At 62.7% G+C, this 16,091-nt stretch carries 22 protein-coding genes and 1 pseudogene; 4 read left to right on the top strand and 19 right to left on the bottom strand.

Going from position 1 to position 16,091, the window contains the following annotated elements; all coding sequences use genetic code 11:
* Positions 1–73: 73 nt before the first annotated feature.
* The 4 genes from AB7849_RS15520 to AB7849_RS15505 all read right to left on the bottom strand — a co-directional run bounded on the left by AB7849_RS15520 (position 74) and on the right by AB7849_RS15505 (position 2,466).
* Positions 74–244, bottom strand: coding sequence for a hypothetical protein (locus tag AB7849_RS15520; RefSeq protein ID WP_369501333.1), 171 nt, complete (start codon positions 242–244; stop codon positions 74–76).
* On the bottom strand, positions 244–531 hold the full coding sequence (locus AB7849_RS15515) for a hypothetical protein (RefSeq protein WP_369501332.1): 288 nt from the start codon (positions 529–531) through the stop codon (positions 244–246). Before AB7849_RS15515 ends, AB7849_RS15520 begins: the two co-directional genes overlap by 1 nt.
* A 625-nt stretch (positions 532–1,156) precedes the next feature.
* Complete coding sequence (locus AB7849_RS15510) at positions 1,157–1,813, bottom strand: hypothetical protein (protein ID WP_369501331.1); 657 nt, start codon at positions 1,811–1,813, stop codon at positions 1,157–1,159.
* Positions 1,810–2,466, bottom strand: a complete 657-nt coding sequence (locus AB7849_RS15505; RefSeq protein ID WP_369501330.1) for a hypothetical protein — start codon at positions 2,464–2,466, stop codon at positions 1,810–1,812. The genes AB7849_RS15510 and AB7849_RS15505 overlap by 4 nt, the downstream gene beginning before the upstream one ends.
* Positions 2,467–2,634: 168 nt before the next feature.
* Between AB7849_RS15505 and AB7849_RS15500 the strand changes: the two genes are divergently transcribed.
* Together AB7849_RS15500 and AB7849_RS15495 are read left to right on the top strand one after the other, a co-directional pair.
* Positions 2,635–2,832, top strand: a complete 198-nt coding sequence (locus tag AB7849_RS15500; protein ID WP_369501329.1) for a hypothetical protein — start codon at positions 2,635–2,637, stop codon at positions 2,830–2,832.
* Positions 2,833–2,986: 154 nt separating this feature from the next.
* Entirely contained in the window at positions 2,987–3,277 is a 291-nt protein-coding gene (locus AB7849_RS15495) for a hypothetical protein (RefSeq protein WP_369501328.1), read from the top strand.
* A gap of 37 nt (positions 3,278–3,314) precedes the next feature.
* Here the strand turns inward: AB7849_RS15495 and AB7849_RS15490 are convergent, their stop codons facing one another.
* From AB7849_RS15490 to AB7849_RS15475, 4 genes are read right to left on the bottom strand one after another with little or no spacing between them, the layout of a single operon-like run.
* A complete protein-coding gene (locus AB7849_RS15490; RefSeq protein WP_369501326.1) occupies positions 3,315–3,782 on the bottom strand; it encodes a 5' nucleotidase, NT5C type in 468 nt (155 codons plus the stop codon).
* Positions 3,779–4,087, bottom strand: a complete 309-nt coding sequence (locus AB7849_RS15485) for a hypothetical protein (protein ID WP_369501325.1) — start codon at positions 4,085–4,087, stop codon at positions 3,779–3,781. Before AB7849_RS15485 ends, AB7849_RS15490 begins: the two co-directional genes overlap by 4 nt.
* Before the next feature lies 1 nt (position 4,088).
* Complete coding sequence (locus AB7849_RS15480) at positions 4,089–4,379, bottom strand: hypothetical protein (protein ID WP_369501324.1); 291 nt, start codon at positions 4,377–4,379, stop codon at positions 4,089–4,091.
* A complete protein-coding gene (locus tag AB7849_RS15475) occupies positions 4,369–5,046 on the bottom strand; it encodes a hypothetical protein (protein WP_369501323.1) in 678 nt (225 codons plus the stop codon). Before AB7849_RS15475 ends, AB7849_RS15480 begins: the two co-directional genes overlap by 11 nt.
* A gap of 261 nt (positions 5,047–5,307) precedes the next feature.
* Between AB7849_RS15475 and AB7849_RS19545 the strand changes: the two are divergent.
* Positions 5,308–5,412: pseudogene (locus AB7849_RS19545) on the top strand (peptide chain release factor family protein); the annotation flags it as partial.
* Positions 5,413–5,489: 77 nt separating this feature from the next.
* Entirely contained in the window at positions 5,490–5,954 is a 465-nt protein-coding gene (locus tag AB7849_RS15465; protein ID WP_369501322.1) for a hypothetical protein, read from the top strand.
* 44 nt (positions 5,955–5,998) lie between these two features.
* Here AB7849_RS15465 and AB7849_RS15460 read toward each other — a convergent pair whose 3' ends face one another.
* The 11 genes from AB7849_RS15460 to AB7849_RS15410 form a co-directional block, all read right to left on the bottom strand.
* Positions 5,999–6,751 carry a prepilin peptidase gene (locus AB7849_RS15460; RefSeq protein WP_369501321.1) on the bottom strand — a complete coding sequence of 251 codons (753 nt, stop codon included), beginning with the start codon at positions 6,749–6,751 and terminating at the stop codon, positions 5,999–6,001.
* Positions 6,748–7,293, bottom strand: a complete 546-nt coding sequence (locus AB7849_RS15455) for a lytic transglycosylase domain-containing protein (protein WP_369501320.1) — start codon at positions 7,291–7,293, stop codon at positions 6,748–6,750. Before AB7849_RS15455 ends, AB7849_RS15460 begins: the two co-directional genes overlap by 4 nt.
* A gap of 32 nt (positions 7,294–7,325) precedes the next feature.
* Entirely contained in the window at positions 7,326–8,030 is a 705-nt protein-coding gene (locus AB7849_RS15450) for a thioredoxin fold domain-containing protein (protein ID WP_369501319.1), read from the bottom strand.
* A gap of 182 nt (positions 8,031–8,212) precedes the next feature.
* Positions 8,213–9,223 carry a hypothetical protein gene (locus AB7849_RS15445; protein ID WP_369501318.1) on the bottom strand — a complete coding sequence of 337 codons (1,011 nt, stop codon included), beginning with the start codon at positions 9,221–9,223 and terminating at the stop codon, positions 8,213–8,215.
* 63 nt (positions 9,224–9,286) lie between these two features.
* Positions 9,287–10,294, bottom strand: coding sequence for a hypothetical protein (locus AB7849_RS15440; protein WP_369501317.1), 1,008 nt, complete (start codon positions 10,292–10,294; stop codon positions 9,287–9,289).
* Positions 10,295–10,348: 54 nt separating this feature from the next.
* Positions 10,349–10,690 carry a hypothetical protein gene (locus tag AB7849_RS15435; protein WP_369501316.1) on the bottom strand — a complete coding sequence of 114 codons (342 nt, stop codon included), beginning with the start codon at positions 10,688–10,690 and terminating at the stop codon, positions 10,349–10,351.
* A complete protein-coding gene (locus AB7849_RS15430) occupies positions 10,687–11,091 on the bottom strand; it encodes a DUF192 domain-containing protein (protein WP_369501315.1) in 405 nt (134 codons plus the stop codon). The genes AB7849_RS15435 and AB7849_RS15430 overlap by 4 nt, the downstream gene beginning before the upstream one ends.
* A complete protein-coding gene (locus AB7849_RS15425; protein ID WP_369501314.1) occupies positions 11,082–12,299 on the bottom strand; it encodes a type II secretion system protein in 1,218 nt (405 codons plus the stop codon). The genes AB7849_RS15430 and AB7849_RS15425 overlap by 10 nt, the downstream gene beginning before the upstream one ends.
* A 5-nt stretch (positions 12,300–12,304) precedes the next feature.
* Positions 12,305–12,901: a hypothetical protein gene (locus tag AB7849_RS15420; RefSeq protein ID WP_369501313.1), complete on the bottom strand. Its 597-nt coding sequence runs from the start codon at positions 12,899–12,901 to the stop codon at positions 12,305–12,307.
* Positions 12,902–12,953: 52 nt separating this feature from the next.
* The gene (locus AB7849_RS15415) at positions 12,954–14,096 is read right to left on the bottom strand and encodes a type II secretion system F family protein (protein ID WP_369501312.1); all 1,143 of its coding nucleotides are present in this window, start codon (positions 14,094–14,096) and stop codon (positions 12,954–12,956) included.
* A gap of 3 nt (positions 14,097–14,099) precedes the next feature.
* Positions 14,100–16,085, bottom strand: coding sequence for a GspE/PulE family protein (locus AB7849_RS15410; protein WP_369501311.1), 1,986 nt, complete (start codon positions 16,083–16,085; stop codon positions 14,100–14,102).
* Positions 16,086–16,091 lie beyond the last annotated feature (6 nt).

Below are 16,091 nucleotides of genomic sequence, written 5' to 3'. Positions count from 1 at the left end.
CGGCCTGCCCATAAACGAAACCCCCGCCATCACTGGCGGGGGTTTTGGGTATCTGGGCAATCAGGCCCGGGCATCAGCGCGATGCGTGTTGCTCTCGTGCCTCGCGGATATTCCGCTCAGCTGCCGCGTTCGCATGCTTCTTGACCCACCGGTAGAGAATCACGACCGGGGCAAAGAAGTCGCGAGGAGCGCGCCTGGCTCCAATCAAGAAGTCTCGCTTGAAGTCTTCCCAGTTGTAGTCCATCAGCGCACCTCCTTCAGGAACGTCAGCAACGAAACGATGAGCATCGCAAGGAAGCAGATCGCGTCGGCGCATAGTACCACCACTTCAAGAATGGAAACGAAATAGCCCAGGGATGCACTGCCGGAAACACCGACAAGCCAGTGCAGCCCATAAGCCACCGGCGCCTCGATCGCAACGATACCTACCAGCGTCAACGCGCCTACCAGCACCTCGCCCAGCAGGCTCACGCTGTTGCTGACCAGGTGTTTGAATCTGCGGCGCCATGCACCGCTCTTTGATTTAGACATAAGCTTTCTCCAATGATTAAAAAATGCCCGGCGACGCCAGGCTCTGCAGGCCAAGAGCGTCGGGTCGCCACGCGATGTGTTGCGCGAGCGTGTTTGGTAGCCGGGCGGCACCGGAGGTATATAGGAGAAACCCTCGCCAGCACGGAGCTGGCGAGGGTGGCAGGTCATGCGGTGAGGCCGGGTCGGCTGGATCGCCGGCAAGTTCGGCGCTGCGCGGAATCGCTAGGCGGCTGGGCTTGTGTACTTTGGCCAGTCGGATTGCTCAGTCAGGAGTACGGGGTCGAGCACCTTATGCGGCAACCCTTCGTCACGAAGGTGCCGGATCGCGCCAATACAAGGTTTCGACGTGTCGCTATGGCATGCCCATGTTTTGCCATGCACTACCCGCATACGCACGATCTCTTGCGGCGTTGGTAGACATCCATAGTTTTGAACTCGCTCTGATGCTTCAGTGAACGCAAAGGGACAGGTGCAGTCGGCGGAGCAGTGGTTGCAGGACATGTGATTCTCCAGGCACAACAGGAGGCCGTTGTTTCAATCAAGAAGCTGTCGGACACTCTTGTCGATGTTGCGTTCGATTCTCACAAAGAACCCACGCCAGCATATAGCTGGCGTGGGTTGCGAGTTATGAAGGAAGGTCGGTAAGGCCGGCCACATCGGCGAGTTCGGCCGCAGTGCCGAAAATGGCCCCCAGCTTCTTCCGCGCATCATCCGCGTCTTCGATCAGTGCAAGCGGAATAGCCGCTTGCACTGTGATGCGGCCTTCATAGCCGTCGTCCAAAGGCAGGACGATGGCCCCGGCCGGCAGCCGTTGGCGAATGAATTCCCGCACCGAGTCACAGTAAGCGCGCACCTCACGCTCCGTGCCGAGATTGCTGTTGTGCTCGCCCCAGTGCTGATGCTTGTAGGCCACTTCCAGGTTACCCTGGAGGTACTTCACGCTGTCGATTTCGGTGAGGTAGGGCAACACCACGCCCGGGCCGTGCTCGAACGGAACCTTGGCCAGGTCATCCTCCGCAACCTCCTGTGTGCCCTGCCCCGTGCGCTCGCCGCACGCATTGGCCAAGTACACCGGCTGGCCACCGCAGTAGTCGCCGTAGTAGTCATCCAGTGCGTCGACCAGGGATGTTCCGACCCAGAGCCAAAGCACCTCGCAACCCGGATGGGCCTCGCCGCATTTCAGCTCAGCCTGGTCGCCACTATGAGCCTGGCAGGGAAAACCTGCCGGGGCATCGAGTGGTTTCGCGGAGGCCGGGCGGTACAGCACGATGTACGCCGTCATGCGTGCATCCTCCGCTGACCCACCGCTCCGCCGACCCGTACCGCGACCTCCCTGCTGGCCTGTTCTGCGGTGGCGCACAGATGATTCGTGTGGAAGGCACGCGAACCATCGCTCATCACGGCGCACGCGCTGAAGCCGTAGCCGCAGTCGCGGATTTCGACGTCAACGACCACCGCAGGCTCGCCACTGGCTGGATGCCCCTCCTCTTGCGCCTTCGCGGCGTTGACGGCCGCTGCGAACAGCGGGAGCGATACGCCATCATTGCCCACACAGTAGTGATCGCAGGGGCGATGCGCGAACGCGATCACCTCGGTGACTGGAACCGTAACCGTATCGAAGGGTTCCCGAAGATCCACCCCCTTCGTTTCATTCATTCTGCACATCCGACCCTCGATGAAGCACCGGCCACGCTGGTCGATCACGAGGATGGAGCGCATCGCGATGTTGTTCAGGCGTTCGGCATACCACTCAGCAGCCTCCGTAACGTCGACGCGAACCTCCACGTCACGTTCGCCACCGTGAATGGTTTCGCTCAACTCAAACAGGCGTGCCGCCAACACGGGGCTGGTGACCGCCAATCGCACCAACGCCACGTCCTCGCGACGGGTCTTCATGCTGGCCAAGCCATTCTTTACGTAGAACCACACAGCCATGATCTTCTCCACGTGCCTGGCGACGCCAGGCTTCTCCTTGAGGCAGCGTCAGCGGGTGCTACATGGTGTTGCGCCCTGTCGCCAGCCACGGAGGCGCAACAAGAGCGAGCGATGGCGGGGCTTTCTAGGACTACGAAGTCCGCGCGATCGCGGACACGTGGAGAACGCATGAGCATCAAAAGCGACATCCAATACGCCCTGGAATTCGAGAACCAGGGACTGCATCCCGTCATCGCCAAGCGTTTGCGCGGCGCGATCGAAAAGATCGCGCAGATCGAGGCGCGGGACGCCCAGCTCAATCGTCGCGAGGTATCCCCGACAGGGGCCGACTACGAACGCGTGTTCGCGCAACTTACGGGGTGCTGACCCCGTGAACCCCAAACGAAGCCCCGCCATGACGTGCGGGGCTTCGTCCTTTTGCGCCCTGCCTCTAGCCACGCTGGCGCAACGGCACGTGGCGAGTGGCGGCGACACCTTCCTCCGAAGCGACCCCATCGGGCTCGCAACGTAGGAGTGATCCATGAGCATCCTCAACGACCGCGTGACCATCGCGGAAGGTATTGGCGGCGCCATTGCCGTTGCCATGGCGGTAATCATCTTCGGCGGCCTGTGGCTGCAGCTGGTGTATCTGGTGCCGGAATTTCCGTTCGTCGTGCCCGTCACGGGCCTCTCGATCGGCTTCCTCGCTATCGCCACCCTCCCGGATGCGTTCGCTTTCGGCGCCGTGGTCGGCGAATACTTTGCCGACTGGATCGCCGAGGCGGTAGCCGAACGCCGCCACGCCAATCGGCGCTGGTCGAGCCACCGATGACAAAACCCCACCAAGCCATGCTTGGTGGGGTTTCTCTTTATGCCACTACGCGACCCGCCAGGGCGGTTGCGTTACGGTGCTTGCGTAGCACCTCCAGTGCCTGCGGCCAATGGAAGCCACCCACGAAACGCAACAGCGTTCCTTTGAAGTGCTCGCAGTTAGCCTTGTGGGGTCGATCGTCGCAGAGGAAGTCTCCCTCGTCGCCCAGCAGCCCCTTGTCGTGCGTGATGATGATGCGTCGCTTCAGCTCGGGCAGGTTCTCGAACACCCAAGCTGCCTTGTCGCCATAGGCGTGCGCGATGCCAGTGGGCGGCTTGGTAGCTAACCACACCTCGTAGCCCATGCCGATCACGCTGCGCACCGAGGCGATGGCTCCCTCGATCGCCGGCATCTGCAGGTAGGCACCTGGCATCGCTTTTACTTGATCTCCAGTCAAGCCACGCGCGATACGGAAGGCATCGAAGTTCACCACGACGCCATCCATGTCAACGAACACGCGGTTCATTGTCTCACCTCGTCCGCGGCAGTGGCCGGGGCAAGAAGTTTGGCGACCGGCCAGTACAGCACGCGCTTGGCGCGCGAGCCGCCCGCCACGACCTCGACAAGATAGCTTTCGTGGTCTCGACCCCATCCACCACCGTAGCTGCTCCGGTGCGTACCGGCTTTGACCAAAGCATCGATGCAGTTGCGCACGTGGTCAGCCCCTTCTTTCCCCCGGGGGATCACCGCAACCACCGTACCGACCTTCCGGCGCGTGTTACCGCCCGCTTGGCTGACCCATGTCACCTTGTCACCTCGTTTGAACGCCATGTCAGTTCGCCTCCTGCGCGTCAAGCGCTTCGTTGATGTAGGTTTCCACACGATCTTCCAGTGAACACAGCCAGTCCTGCACGTTGGCCGGGATCTCGCGATCCGTGCATGCCGAGTCCATCAGCACACCCGAATCCGTGGCCGCACCGTAGGTCGCTGTGGCGCCGCCCGGGCCTTCAACCATCGCTGGCGTGCCTTGGCCAGGATCGTCCGGGTAGACCTCCCGGTGATCGAGTCGCAGCACGTACCGCTTATCGAAGGGGCAATGAATCGCTTCGAGTTCAAGCGCCATGGCGGGTACCTCCGATCTCGTATTCGCGGAAGATCCGCGCGGTGTTGTCGAGACTGATACCGCTGTGCTGGCGAAGCTCGTAGTGGTGGCAGACGGCTTCACCGTTGCCGATGGTGCGGATCAGTTCCGGGTCGATGTCGTCGGGATCATCGCTCTTGTCCATGTAGCGGATGGTGAGCACGTCCACCGGCCCATCGGACTCGATGGCCTGGATCACATCGCCTTCGATCGTGATCGTCACGCGCGGCGCGGACGAAGCCGCGCCGCGGATCGGCATTACCTTGTCGCGACACTGCGGGCACATGCCGAGCGGCATGACCTCGCCGGGCCTCACTTCATCGAAGCGGACATGACGCAGCTCGCCGGCGTGACCGGCCCAGCCGCACGGGCAGCTGCAGTGGTCTTCTTTCGGTTCCATCGTCTGTACCTCGGGCATGCAGGCGGGATCGCCTGGTTCCACGAGAGGCGTTTCGGCGTTCTTGTATGGCGCGTTGCGCAGGCTCGTCAGAGAATAGCGGTAACTGACCACGGGTAGGCCCATCAATAACCCGCAAAGGCCGGGGGTGGGTAAGTCAAAAGCCAAAACCCGCGACCGCGGGGCGAAGCTCGCACCACGTTCGTGCAATCGATAACCATGGATGACCGAATGGAAAATATCCTGTTCCAAGCCATAGATCGTCGCGATGCTCGGCGGGCGGAAGAATGGCGCAAGAAGTACGAGGCCGAGGCATCGCGGTTCGATTTCCTTCTGCGCCACCTGTCCGGCGGTGCCCTACTGGATGCCATGGGCGACATGCAGATGGGCGACATGACCGACGAAAGTCATAGCGCATTCGTCGCCGACTGGCGCGCCAAGATCGACGCGGTGATGGATCGCGCCGGCGTGCCGCACGAGCGGCCACGCATGCGCGTGGGTATGCCGCATGGGGTTGAAGCAATCCACGAGCCGACTGGCACGATGGTTGTCTGCACCCACGAGCGTAGCCAACATGCAAATCGAGATGCCGCGCTTCGTGGCCTACGCGCCATCCTCAGCCAAACCAAGAGTACCCACAGCGCGTAGCTGTGGCCGCGATCTCGCGCCCTGCAAGGCGCTTCAACGAGGTGTTTATGAGTAACGGAACGACGAACCGAACCCGTACTGTCGATTGGCAATATTTCGACGAGACAGCTATCCAGATCGCAAAATCCTTGGTCGCGGCCCAGCCTCACTCCAATCCTTCCGCGATCGCCGAAACCGCGTATAAAGTGGCCGACGCCATGGCGCGAGAGTCGTATCGCCGCCGAGTTCGTGAGGCCGACTACCTCTACGAATTCCCCCACGATTGGATTGCGGCGGAATGCGGCAAGGAGCGACCGAACTCCAACAAGCTCAAGTTGGCTGCGCGTGAGTTCTTGTTGAATTTCGTGGAGGCTGGTCGCCTCGATCCCTCCACAACCTTCCCTGATGCAATCAAGGCTCTTGGCGATTTGGCCTTCGCCGAGTTGAATAAGTTCGCGGACGAAAACAAGTACGGGCATGATGCCTCTAACATCCGGTACGAAGCCATCCAGCTGCTACGGGATCAGATCTGAGATGAGAGGCATGCCGAAAACGCCGCCGAATGGCGGCGTTTTCGTTAGTGACCCAAGGGCACCCAGCGGTGGGTGGTGGCGTGGCCCGCGATGAACCAGGCCCACCCAGCTACAGCCAGGAACGGGCCAAAGGCGTAGGGCTCGCCGCGGGCGCGCCGCCCGAGCAACACCATCGAGAGATGGCACGCGATACCGAGCAGGAGGGCAGCAAGCAGGATGGGAGGCAGTGCAGAAGGCCCCATCCACGCACCCAGGGCCGCTAGGAGCTTGAGGTCGCCCTGCCCCATGCCCTCGGCGCCCCCGAGCAGCCGACTGGCCTGCTGAACGCCCCACAGAGCGACGTAACCGGTAACGGCGCCGAGAATCGCGGCAGGCGCCGGGACAAGGAGCCCGAAGGCTGCTGCCGCCAAGCCGAGCCACAGGAGCGGGAGGGTGATCTGGTCGGGCAGGAGCCGCGTGCGAACGTCGATCCCTGCGAGGGCTATCAGGGCATAGGTGAGGCCCAGGCCCGAGAGGGACAGCCAGCCCGGGCCGAATCGCCAAACGACAACAGCCGTGAGCAGGCCGGTCAGGATCACGATCATCGGCGAGAGCATGGGAATCCAGTCCGGCGCGTTGTCGGCAAACGCGCCTCTCTGCTCAAGGCCGAGCACGTCGCGAGCATCGCGCACCCAGGCCGCCTCTATGCGCGTAGGAAGCCGCAGGATGGTTCGCGCGACGTGGAGCCCGGCTTCGCACCCCAAGGAGCCGGCAACGGCGATCCAGCCGATGAGAGGAAGGTGGGGCAGCGGGCTCATTGTGTTGCCTCGGCAACATCCCCGGATGACGCGGCTGTCTCATTGCCGCGGGTCAGTTTGGCAGCCCATATCGTTTGGAGGTGCTGCCAGATGAGGCGCTGGTACGTGATGTTGGAACGCCACGTCCGCGCATTGAAGCTGCCGGTGTTGTAGTTGCCGATCGACGTCCACAGGTCGTGCGATTCGGCCAGGTTCGCATGAAGAATCCACGCACCTACCACGATGTTCTCGCACGCGTTGTTCAACACCGCGTCGTAGCTGATCCCGAAACGCTGGAGCTGCGCCAGGTGCGTGCTGTTGATCTGCATCGGGCCGATGTCATAGGTGTGGTTGCGGTTCCAGCTGATATGCCCGACCCGCCCACCTTCGGTCATGCGGACAGCGACCAGAAGGTCGATGAATCCTTGAAGCGTCATCGGGTCAGTGGGCTTGTAGTAGTGGTAAGCGGCCCACCTGATGCACCGCAGTTCCTGTGGAGCGATGCGGGGACGGACACGAAAACCTTGAGCGTGAGCGCCGGGGATCAAGGCGACCGCGAGCATCACGACACCACACCACCACGCCATACCCGGCTTCATTCGCACGGCTTACTGCTCACGCCGGCAATGAATGCTTTGAGATCGTTCGGCATGCCAGGCTCCAGTGCCACCCTTCCCTGCCGGTTGCAATAGAGGATGCTCGGCGTGCCCTGCATGCCGGCGTTGGCAAACAAAGCGCTGTTGCTGGTAACGACTTCCGCAAGCGCGTGATCGATTCGGCGTGGGACAGGGAAGCCACCTTCCTCGTTTGCTGCGTGGTAATCCCGTTCGTTTTCCATCAATGCTTTCGCAGGTTGGGCGGCGGCGAGGATCGCCGCGCCACGCGGCGTACTGCTCGCCTTGAACGTCCCCACCACCACAAAGCGGACGCGCACGTCGCCGGCGGCGATGAGCGGCGTCAACTGCCCGTACAGCACGTGGCAGTAAATGCAGTTTGCGTCAAAGAAGACTGTGAGCAGCGGGCCGCGGCTTCCAACAACGAAGCTTCGCCTGGCGGGGTCAACGGCCTCCTTGAGCGCAGCGGCCGGCGAAAGGATGATTCCCTCCGAGATTTTCGCCTCCCTGCCAAGATCCCTTCCGTGCTCTGCAAGCAGCGGCCCTGCCAGCACCGCTTCGGCATGCGGCGTAAGCCACGCGATATCGCGATGCTTTGCTGCATCCTCGATCACGGCGCCAAGCAATCCGTCCGGGCCTGCAAATACGCGCACGACATGCTGCTGGCCATGGCTGAGCGACGTCACGAGCGCGTTCGCACGCGCTCGAAGCGATGCGGCCGGCGCAGATCTTGCGACGGCCGGGCAGGCAATCAGGAGGAGAAGTGCTAGCAGTGTTTTGTGCATTCGATGAACAGCCGTGTGGATGAAGAAGCGAAAGGCAGCATCACGCTGCCTTTCGCCGCGAGCGCTGCAGCTACGGGTGTGGCCTAGTACCCGTCCGCCACGTTCACTGCAAACACGGACGTGACGGATGTTCCGTAGCGGTTGTCCCGGATCGTGATGGCGATGTTCCCAAGAATGCTCGCCGACATGCGCTGGCCAACCGGGTCGAAGCGAATAAAGGAGTGACCACCGGATTCCACGCACATGACCGCGCCTGTCGAGCCCGAGGCTGATGTGCTGACCGCCGCCGTTTTGTTGTTGGGATCTTGCAGGCAAGGGGTCGATCCAATGGCACTTCCGGTGTACGCGAACGACCCGGCTACGGCATTGCTTGGCTGGGAGGTAACGGTGATCGTGAAGTCCGATGCTGATCGACCCGGCGGCAACCAGGTACCCGAAGCCAGAGTGCCGCTCCTGTCATACGAGCCTGCCGGTTGGCCGTTGACCTGAGAATAGGGTGAGCCGATGAGGTTGTACGTAATCGCGTAGGCGCCGTTGGCCCCCATGGTTGCATACAGGATGGCGCGGGCCGTGTAGGTTGAGCCCGCCATGTTATGTGCGGCATAGAGCCTGAAGCTACTTCCGTTCACTGCGAGCTGTCGCGCCATCGCAACGACGCAGACTTGGGCAGGCGTCGGCGACCAGGCGCCGAGTGACGTCGAAGTGCTGGGCGAGCCGTAGGCGCCGCTTGGGCAGCTGGTCGCGGTCGTCTGTGTCGCGTTCTGGGTGAACGACGATTGGCCGGCGGTGGTGAGATAGCCGGCAGGGCAGCTCGCCGCCCTGGACACGCCACGGGATGACGAACTCGCGACACAGGTGACCGGCGGCGGGGGCGGCGGAGGCGGGGGCGGAGGCGGAGGCGCCGTTGGGATTGGCACGGTGAACCCCGAGCCTTGGGTGTTCGGCTGGACATTACCCTGGAACGTCGAATCGACGCCCTGCGTTTCCTGCTGGCTGCTGATCGTGCGCGGCGGCGTGGTGACCGTCTGCGCCGAGACGTGGAACGCTGCGCAACAGGCGAGTCCGAGCAGCGTCATGCGAAGTAGTGGTTGCATAGCATTCCCCTCATGGATGTGTCCCCGCAGGCCAACCGTTCGATTGGCCTGCGGGGCCGGCCGTTAGTCGCCGCCGGCGATGATGAAGTTCGTCGAGGTCGAACCGCCGTACCGGTTGTCGGTGATCGTGACGGTGATGTTGGCGGAGATGTAGACAGAGATGGGCGAACCGGACTTGGCCAGAAAGAATTCGCCACCGCCAGCCATCACGCCGATATTCCCCGCGCCATTCACCGACACCGCCGGATCGTTGATGCCTACGCCGCGCCAAGTGGTTGCCGTGTTTTCCGTGGGCTGCGAGTTCACCCATGTAACGAGGGTGGGCGGGAATGCCGAGGGCGCGGGGTAGGTCGGAGAATACGGCCTGTTCGAGAGCTGGTTGACCGATGCCCTGATGGCGACCGTGAAATCGGATGCGCTGCGGCCCGGCGGCAGCCAGGTGCCGGCCGCTACAACGCCAGGGGATTGGTCGCCGTAGGTGACCACCTGGTAGGAGCCGTTGCTGAAGATGACATTGACCTGGCCGCCGCCGTGCATGAAGCCACCCACGTAGTAGCCGAAACCGGCCGACGAGAACGTCTTCCCGGCCAGACCGGCGATTTGGTTCGCCTGGTGGGAAACGCTGCAGGCCGAAGTCGTGGTCGGCGACCACGCTCCATACGCGGTCGACGTGCTCGGGGCGCCATAGGAACCGCTCGGGCATGATGTGGTGATCGTCGCCACCGCGCTCTGCGTAAACGTCGACTGGCCTGCCGTGGTGAGAGTGCCTGCCGGGCAGTTCGCCGTCTGGTAGACGGTCTTCGAGAACGAACCGGGCGTGCAGGTCACCGGGGGCGGGGGCGGCGGCGGGGGCGGCGGGGGCGGCGGCGTCCCCGTCACCGTCATGTGGAACGTGCTGGTTTGCGCGTTGGGCTGGACATTACCCTGGAACGTCGAGTCGACGCCCTGCGTTTCCTGCTGGCTGCTGATCGTGCGCGGCGGCGTGGTGACCGTCTGGGCGGACGCCACCGTCACATTCATCGCGGCAAGCGTGGCCACCGCGAGCAGCGTTTTGCGAAGGGGGATTTTCATGCGTGCATTCCTCTTTCAGTTGCGTTCGTGGTGGCGGGTGTAGGTGTTGAAAGCTCAGTAGACGTTCTGCGCGGAGCTGGTAGCAGGCTGGCGTTTCGGTAATGGGCGGGACTGGACTGTCGCGGCACGAGAGGCCGCGGCAGCGGCTGCCGCGCTTGAGCCGCCGCTGTACGTCCAAGGCACCGTCAAGGTGGTGGTGGCCTTGACGTTGGGTTGCACGTTGCCCTGGAAGGTGCTGTCAGCGCCCGCGGTCTGAGGGACAGGCATCGAGGCCATCGAGCGCGGCGGCGTTGGCAGGGTGATGCTGGTATTCGCACCCGTCGTTGTCTGCGCGGCAACTGGCATCGCCGTCACGCATGCGCTGGCCAGGACGACTGCAACGAGATGGTTCTTCATGCCCTACTCCACGTGTCGTTGTTTGCGCTGCTCGATTCGCCGAACGTCGTTCGCAGCCGCGATCCGGGCATCAAGCCGATCCAGGCCGCTTCACGGTCGGCCAGTTCGAGCACCTGCACGACACCGCTGCGGCGCGGCGGCGTGGGCGCTCGGACACACCCCGGACGCACGCTGTGCGCCACGCCTACGACACACCAGTCGCGATCGAGGTACACGACGTCGATGGGGTAAGCCATCCCGATGGTGTGGACGGTTTTGCACTTCCTGATGAGCAGTCCTTCGCCTCGTTTCGGCGAAGGCCGGCCGAGCAGGCCGCGAATGCGCTCGAACAACGTGGCCGCAACACTGATGCGCAGCCTCACGTCGACCGGGTTACCGACCGTGGCTTCGATCACTTGCATTTGGTCATCACCAGCAGGACTTGATCGCTCGGGCTTTCGGCCTGAACGGTCTTGTTGAGGTTCAACGTCAGGTTGCCGCCGGAACTGGAACCGGTCAGCGAGAAGGTCGTTGAGTGCAGTGTCGGGCTGACCGTCCATGTCGCGCCGTTGTCGTATACGTTGGCGTGAGCCTCATACAAGGCATCGCCTTGAACGGCCTCGGGCGTGCCCGTCCCCTGCATCGCGACGTAGATCGACGGAGCGCTGGTGCCGCCATTGGCTTGCGTGCAGTTGGGTTTGGCGACGGTGTAGGACGTGGCCCCGGTCAGCACCTGCATGTTGTAGAGCGCCTGCGAAGCCATGTGCCCGACGCCGGTCACCTCGAAGTCTGGCGCAATGGCGCCGCCGCGAAGATCGGCAGTGCCATTCGTGACCGACAAGCCGTTGTCGATCTCAGCAGTCCCCTGCACGCGCACCGATCCCGTGAAGCTTCCGTCCTTGGCGTTCTTGATCGAGTTGCCACCCATGTTGAGGTCGGCCAGCATCTGGTTCGTGCCGTCCACGCGGAGCCAGATGTCGCTCGAAGGTGCGTTGCTTGCATACAGCACAACCCGGCCCGAGTTCACCGGCGTGATGGCACTGGGATCAGGTGCCGTGGTCGCGCCAATGGCCGCATTCGCGAAGACATCGAAGAACATGCCGTTCGTCGGCGGCGTCTGCTGGGATCGCGTGGCCTCTGCGATCGCGGAGGCAAAGCTGGCCGCTGATTGCTTCGTGCCGCCATTCACCGGCTGAGCCGCGAACCACGTACTGGCCACAATCATGTTCGTGGCCGCCGTCTTGGTCACGGTGGTGTTGAAACGCGCACCATATTCCCCGCCATTGAAGCCGCAAGGAACGAAGCCCGTTGCGGGGTTGCCTGCAAGCCCACCGCACGTCGGCGCCTTTAGCCAATTGACGCCCGTCACCGTGTACGGGTTGCTTGGCATGGTGACCGATCCACCTTGCACACTGGCGATAAACCCACGCAGACCGATGCCGAATTGCGCATCCGCGGCGCCCTGGGCGTTCGCACGTGTCTGCACCCAGTTCCGTCGCTCAGTCTTGGCCCAATAGGCCAAGATGATCGCGATGATGACTAGCGAGAGCAGCGTGGCGATCAGGATGAATCCACTCTGCCGCCGAGGCGGCAGGTGGCGTGGCGCTATCGCTTTCAGTGGCAAGGCCATGGGCGTTATCGCGTGATGGTCAACACGAACTTCTTGGCGCCGGCGGTACCGTTGCAGGCGCTGCCGAGCGTGGTCGGGTCGAAAGCGGTGCCGGCGTTGTTATCGACGATCGGCGTGCCGCCCACGGTCATCGCTTCGACGTTCCCGTTGAGCGCGTTCGCGAAGTCGGCGCAGTTCGCCTGGGGCACGCTCAGGGTGAGCGTGGCGCTGTCACCCGGATTGGTGATCGTGTTGGACGCCACGGTGACCGCCGTGCCGAATGGCGAGGTCATGGAGGTCGGAGTGGCCGAGTTCCACATCGACGACGGAATGTCACCGTTCTGCCCCATCGTCTGGATCGAGATGTTGGCGAACCCGGCCGGCGACTGATTGAAGGTCGCCTGGGTCTTGCCGATCATGGAGATGAAGTCGTTGGTTGCACCCAACGAATTGGTCGAACCCTTGGCGGAGTTGAAGCTGCCCATGACGTAGACCAGGCCGATGGCCGCAACAGCCAGCGCCAGGACGACGGAGATGATGCCGCCGATCTGGCCGCGCTGCTTCCTCGCATACGCGTGGGAGTGCTTGGAAGTGGAGATGTTCGAGTCGTGCTTGTGCTGCATGGGTGGGCTCCCTGGTTGGTTGTGTGACGGTTGGAACAGCGGCGAAACAGGATCAATGTCCTGTCGCTTCTCGCATGGCGTTGGAGAAGGTGAACATCGCGACCAGTGTGCAGAGCGCGAAGCCAGCCATGAGGAAGGTGGAAAAGAGGCTCAGGAAATCCGAGATCAAGGCGATTGAGCGCTCGTAGCGCTTGAAGTTGTCCTCGGATAGCCGTGTCATCACGTCCTTGAACTGGGGGATCAGCTTGTAGACACGGAGGCTGTCTGCGGTGTCATTCGGCAACGGGCCGAGTGCCAGAGCCCCTACTTCACCATCGCCAGCGGCCAGCGAGTCCTTCATGGTGTGCAGATGAAACTGCATCCAACGCGAGCTGTGCTGCTGCATGTTGTCGATGATGGTGTTGAGGGTGATATTGGCGCGCAACATGGCCGCCGACGTCGACAGGAACAGGGTCGTCTGCAGCCGCTGGTAGATGTTGAAAGGCGGAATCCACTGATCGAAGAAGCGCCGACGCTCCCCCCACCAGTTCGGCATCGCCCAGGCGAGGCCGCCGCAAAAGGCGAGGAAGCCAACGATGAGGAAAACACCGTTGTGAAGAATCCACTCGGCTGTGCCGAAGTAGGCCATGGCGAAAGGCATTCGAGCCGCCGCTTCGGGAGTCGCGCTTTTGTCGACGACAGGAACCATCGTCGCGATCACTTCGATCATCACGGCGATCATGACGCCGAGGTTGCCGACGTTCACCCAGATGGCCTTCTTGAGCTTTTTCCTCGCCTCGGCCTGCCTGCTCAGAAGTTGGCCGAGTTCACCGAACGTCGCATTCAACGTATCCGGGCCAGCCGCCTGCGCGCCGAGCAGCATCACGGACTCGGCCGGCGGTATCCAGCGGGTCAAAGCCATGGGCAAGCCTTCGCCCTCAGCGCCAGTGGCCATCGTGGTCATCACATCCTCGTAGACCTTCACCAGCTTTTTCTTCGACCAACGAATGCGGGCGACATTGCAAAGCTCCTCGATCGCCGCGAACGGCTTGATGCCGGCAGCTGCAAAGTCGGCCATCGCCCGGTAGAACTCGGCCCGAACTTCGAGCGGAAACGAGAGCTTGTCGTAGAAGCTCCTGAGCCGCTCCATCCACGATGCGGGATCGCTGGATACAGGAGCTGCGCTTGGGTTCGTGGTGGCAGAGAGAATGGCCATGGGTCAGTCCTTGAACAGGGGGGCATCGAGCAGCCGAAATTCGCTTTCGACTTGACGCGGGTCGACGTCACCCTGGGCCATCTTCCACATGGCGTGCTCCATAGCCCTGCGCCCCGTCATATCGGACGGATCGTGCTTGTTGATCTGAGCGCGCCACGCTTCCCAGATGCCGAAAGAATCGCCCTTGGCCACCATGGGAAGCATCTCGGCCGTGGGTTCAAAGACCTCGGCGCATACCGTGCGGCCCGTGATGCCGCGATTCCTGCAGTGCGAGCACGATGGATTGGGATTGCGGAAATAGATCCCGTCGAGGCCGTCGCCATGTTGTGAGGCGCCGGGGATACGCTCCTTGTCGAGCGCCCATTGCAGACGCCCCATCAGGCCAATGATGCTCTCATCCTTCGACAGCTTGTATTCACTGGCGGGAATACGGCATACCGGGCAGAGGGTTTGCACCAGGGCCTGGAATGCGAAGGCGGACACGAGATCCATGGTCGACAGATCAAGGCGTGGAACGCCCAGACCGGCGAGGCGGTCGTAACACGTAGGCGCCGCGCCTGCATGGACTGTCGAGAGCATCAGGTGCCCTGAGCGCACGGCCTGCAGTGCGAAGTCCGCCGTGGCGAGATCACGGATTTCTCCGCACATCAGGATGTCGGGGTCTTGGCGCATGATCGTGGCGAGCGTGCGATGCAACGCCTGTTGCGTTGTTTCGCCCTCCCTCTTGCGCACCTGTGTTTGATGCGCGCCCTGGATGATGTATTCCACGGGATCTTCGACGGTCAGCATGACCTTCGTCGGGCGTTCGCGCACCAGGATCGATGAGCGGTTGCTCATGGTGAAGGACTTGCCCGACCCGGTAGTTCCCGAGAACAGGATCAGTCCGCTCGCGCGATTGAATGCTCCGTCCAGCATGCGGCACTGGCTTCGTGCATAGCCAAGTTGCGGGAGAGTCTTCGGAACGGCGTGGGTGCCGATCGGGATGACGCGCATGGCAACCCGGTAGCCGTTCGGCTCGACGGGCATGCCGCTGTAGCGGAATCGCAGGCGGCAGTGGTCGTAGGAACGATCCACCGAGCCATCCTGCGTTGAAATCTTCGAGAAGCCATCCTTGGTTGAACCCTTCTCCGTCAGCGTGTCGTAGATCGTTCCCGCGAGTGCCTCTATGTCATCGGCGGTAAGGTCATACGACTGGCGCACCACGTCGCCGTCGATGCGGAATAGCACGGAGCCCTCGCCTCCTTTGGCGAGGAGATGGATATCCGAAGCGCCGAGGGCGTATGCCTCCTGGCCAATCCGATCGAATAGGTGCTGCGTGTCGGACAGCGTTCGGACGGTCGCGGCGCGCTTGCTTGCCGCGCCGACGCCGCGACGCTGATCCCAGACCGCCCACGCAACATCGGCGATAGCCTGGCTATCAAGCTCCAGTTGAGCGCGAATTTCGTACCCGCCCTTGTTGAGACGCCCGACTAGCGAGAGGTAGCTGTTGCTCTGCATCGCTTCCGGGGTTGCGGCAAGGAAACACCGCTGCCGCTCGCCCGCCGCTTTTGCGCGAGCCAGATCCTCAGCGACACCCAACGCGAGAACGGTCGGGTCACGCTCGGTGAAGCCCAAAGGGCCGCCCGCGTCATTGAGGATCACGCTCCACTCCGGCAGATCCCTGACGCTCTGGATAATGACGCTCAGGCGCTGCGCCGATGGCAACCGCTCGATGGCCGCGTATACCTCGCCTTTGGGAGCCCATTCGCGCTGGAGCACAACTTCGTGCTCGGGATAGCCCGAGGTTTCCGCCGTCGTGCGCACCTCCATTGCGCGCTCCACCGTCAGGTGGCCGCCATTGACCAGATCGGCGAGGACGCCGGTAAGGCGCTCTTGGGGCGGCGGAACGGGCGCTGGACTGACCGCCCTGACGGCAGGTCGATTCGCCGTAGGCGCAATGGCCGCAGCTGCGGCGGCGTCATCCTTGGCGGTGCGGTTGAATAAGCCCATGGTGTC

The sequence above is a fragment of the Rhodanobacter sp. FW021-MT20 genome (assembly GCF_041107475.1).
Lineage (GTDB): Bacteria > Pseudomonadota > Gammaproteobacteria > Xanthomonadales > Rhodanobacteraceae > Rhodanobacter_A > Rhodanobacter_A glycinis.
This window is presented reverse-complemented; position numbering and strand designations above follow the sequence as displayed.

Excerpts from the sequence above, each read along its gene's own strand:
- AB7849_RS15420 (WP_369501313.1), bottom strand. The coding sequence starts at position 12,901 with ATGCAGCACAAGCACGACTCGAACATCTCCACTTCCAAGCACTCCCAC.
- AB7849_RS15435 (WP_369501316.1), bottom strand. The coding sequence starts at position 10,690 with ATGAAGAACCATCTCGTTGCAGTCGTCCTGGCCAGCGCATGCGTGACG.
- AB7849_RS15415 (WP_369501312.1), bottom strand. The coding sequence starts at position 14,096 with ATGGCCATTCTCTCTGCCACCACGAACCCAAGCGCAGCTCCTGTATCC.
- AB7849_RS15505 (WP_369501330.1), bottom strand. The coding sequence starts at position 2,466 with ATGGCTGTGTGGTTCTACGTAAAGAATGGCTTGGCCAGCATGAAGACC.
- AB7849_RS15455 (WP_369501320.1), bottom strand. The coding sequence starts at position 7,293 with ATGCTCGCGGTCGCCTTGATCCCCGGCGCTCACGCTCAAGGTTTTCGT.
- AB7849_RS15490 (WP_369501326.1), bottom strand. The coding sequence starts at position 3,782 with ATGAACCGCGTGTTCGTTGACATGGATGGCGTCGTGGTGAACTTCGAT.
- AB7849_RS15520 (WP_369501333.1), bottom strand. The coding sequence starts at position 244 with ATGGACTACAACTGGGAAGACTTCAAGCGAGACTTCTTGATTGGAGCC.
- AB7849_RS15500 (WP_369501329.1), top strand. The coding sequence starts at position 2,635 with ATGAGCATCAAAAGCGACATCCAATACGCCCTGGAATTCGAGAACCAG.
- AB7849_RS15445 (WP_369501318.1), bottom strand. The coding sequence starts at position 9,223 with ATGCAACCACTACTTCGCATGACGCTGCTCGGACTCGCCTGTTGCGCA.
- AB7849_RS15465 (WP_369501322.1), top strand. The coding sequence starts at position 5,490 with ATGAGTAACGGAACGACGAACCGAACCCGTACTGTCGATTGGCAATAT.
- AB7849_RS15485 (WP_369501325.1), bottom strand. The coding sequence starts at position 4,087 with ATGGCGTTCAAACGAGGTGACAAGGTGACATGGGTCAGCCAAGCGGGC.
- AB7849_RS15425 (WP_369501314.1), bottom strand. The coding sequence starts at position 12,299 with ATGGCCTTGCCACTGAAAGCGATAGCGCCACGCCACCTGCCGCCTCGG.
- AB7849_RS15440 (WP_369501317.1), bottom strand. The coding sequence starts at position 10,294 with ATGAAAATCCCCCTTCGCAAAACGCTGCTCGCGGTGGCCACGCTTGCC.
- AB7849_RS15495 (WP_369501328.1), top strand. The coding sequence starts at position 2,987 with ATGAGCATCCTCAACGACCGCGTGACCATCGCGGAAGGTATTGGCGGC.
- AB7849_RS15460 (WP_369501321.1), bottom strand. The coding sequence starts at position 6,751 with ATGAGCCCGCTGCCCCACCTTCCTCTCATCGGCTGGATCGCCGTTGCC.
- AB7849_RS15480 (WP_369501324.1), bottom strand. The coding sequence starts at position 4,379 with ATGGCGCTTGAACTCGAAGCGATTCATTGCCCCTTCGATAAGCGGTAC.
- AB7849_RS15510 (WP_369501331.1), bottom strand. The coding sequence starts at position 1,813 with ATGACGGCGTACATCGTGCTGTACCGCCCGGCCTCCGCGAAACCACTC.
- AB7849_RS15410 (WP_369501311.1), bottom strand. The coding sequence starts at position 16,085 with ATGGGCTTATTCAACCGCACCGCCAAGGATGACGCCGCCGCAGCTGCG.
- AB7849_RS15430 (WP_369501315.1), bottom strand. The coding sequence starts at position 11,091 with ATGCAAGTGATCGAAGCCACGGTCGGTAACCCGGTCGACGTGAGGCTG.
- AB7849_RS15515 (WP_369501332.1), bottom strand. The coding sequence starts at position 531 with ATGTCTAAATCAAAGAGCGGTGCATGGCGCCGCAGATTCAAACACCTG.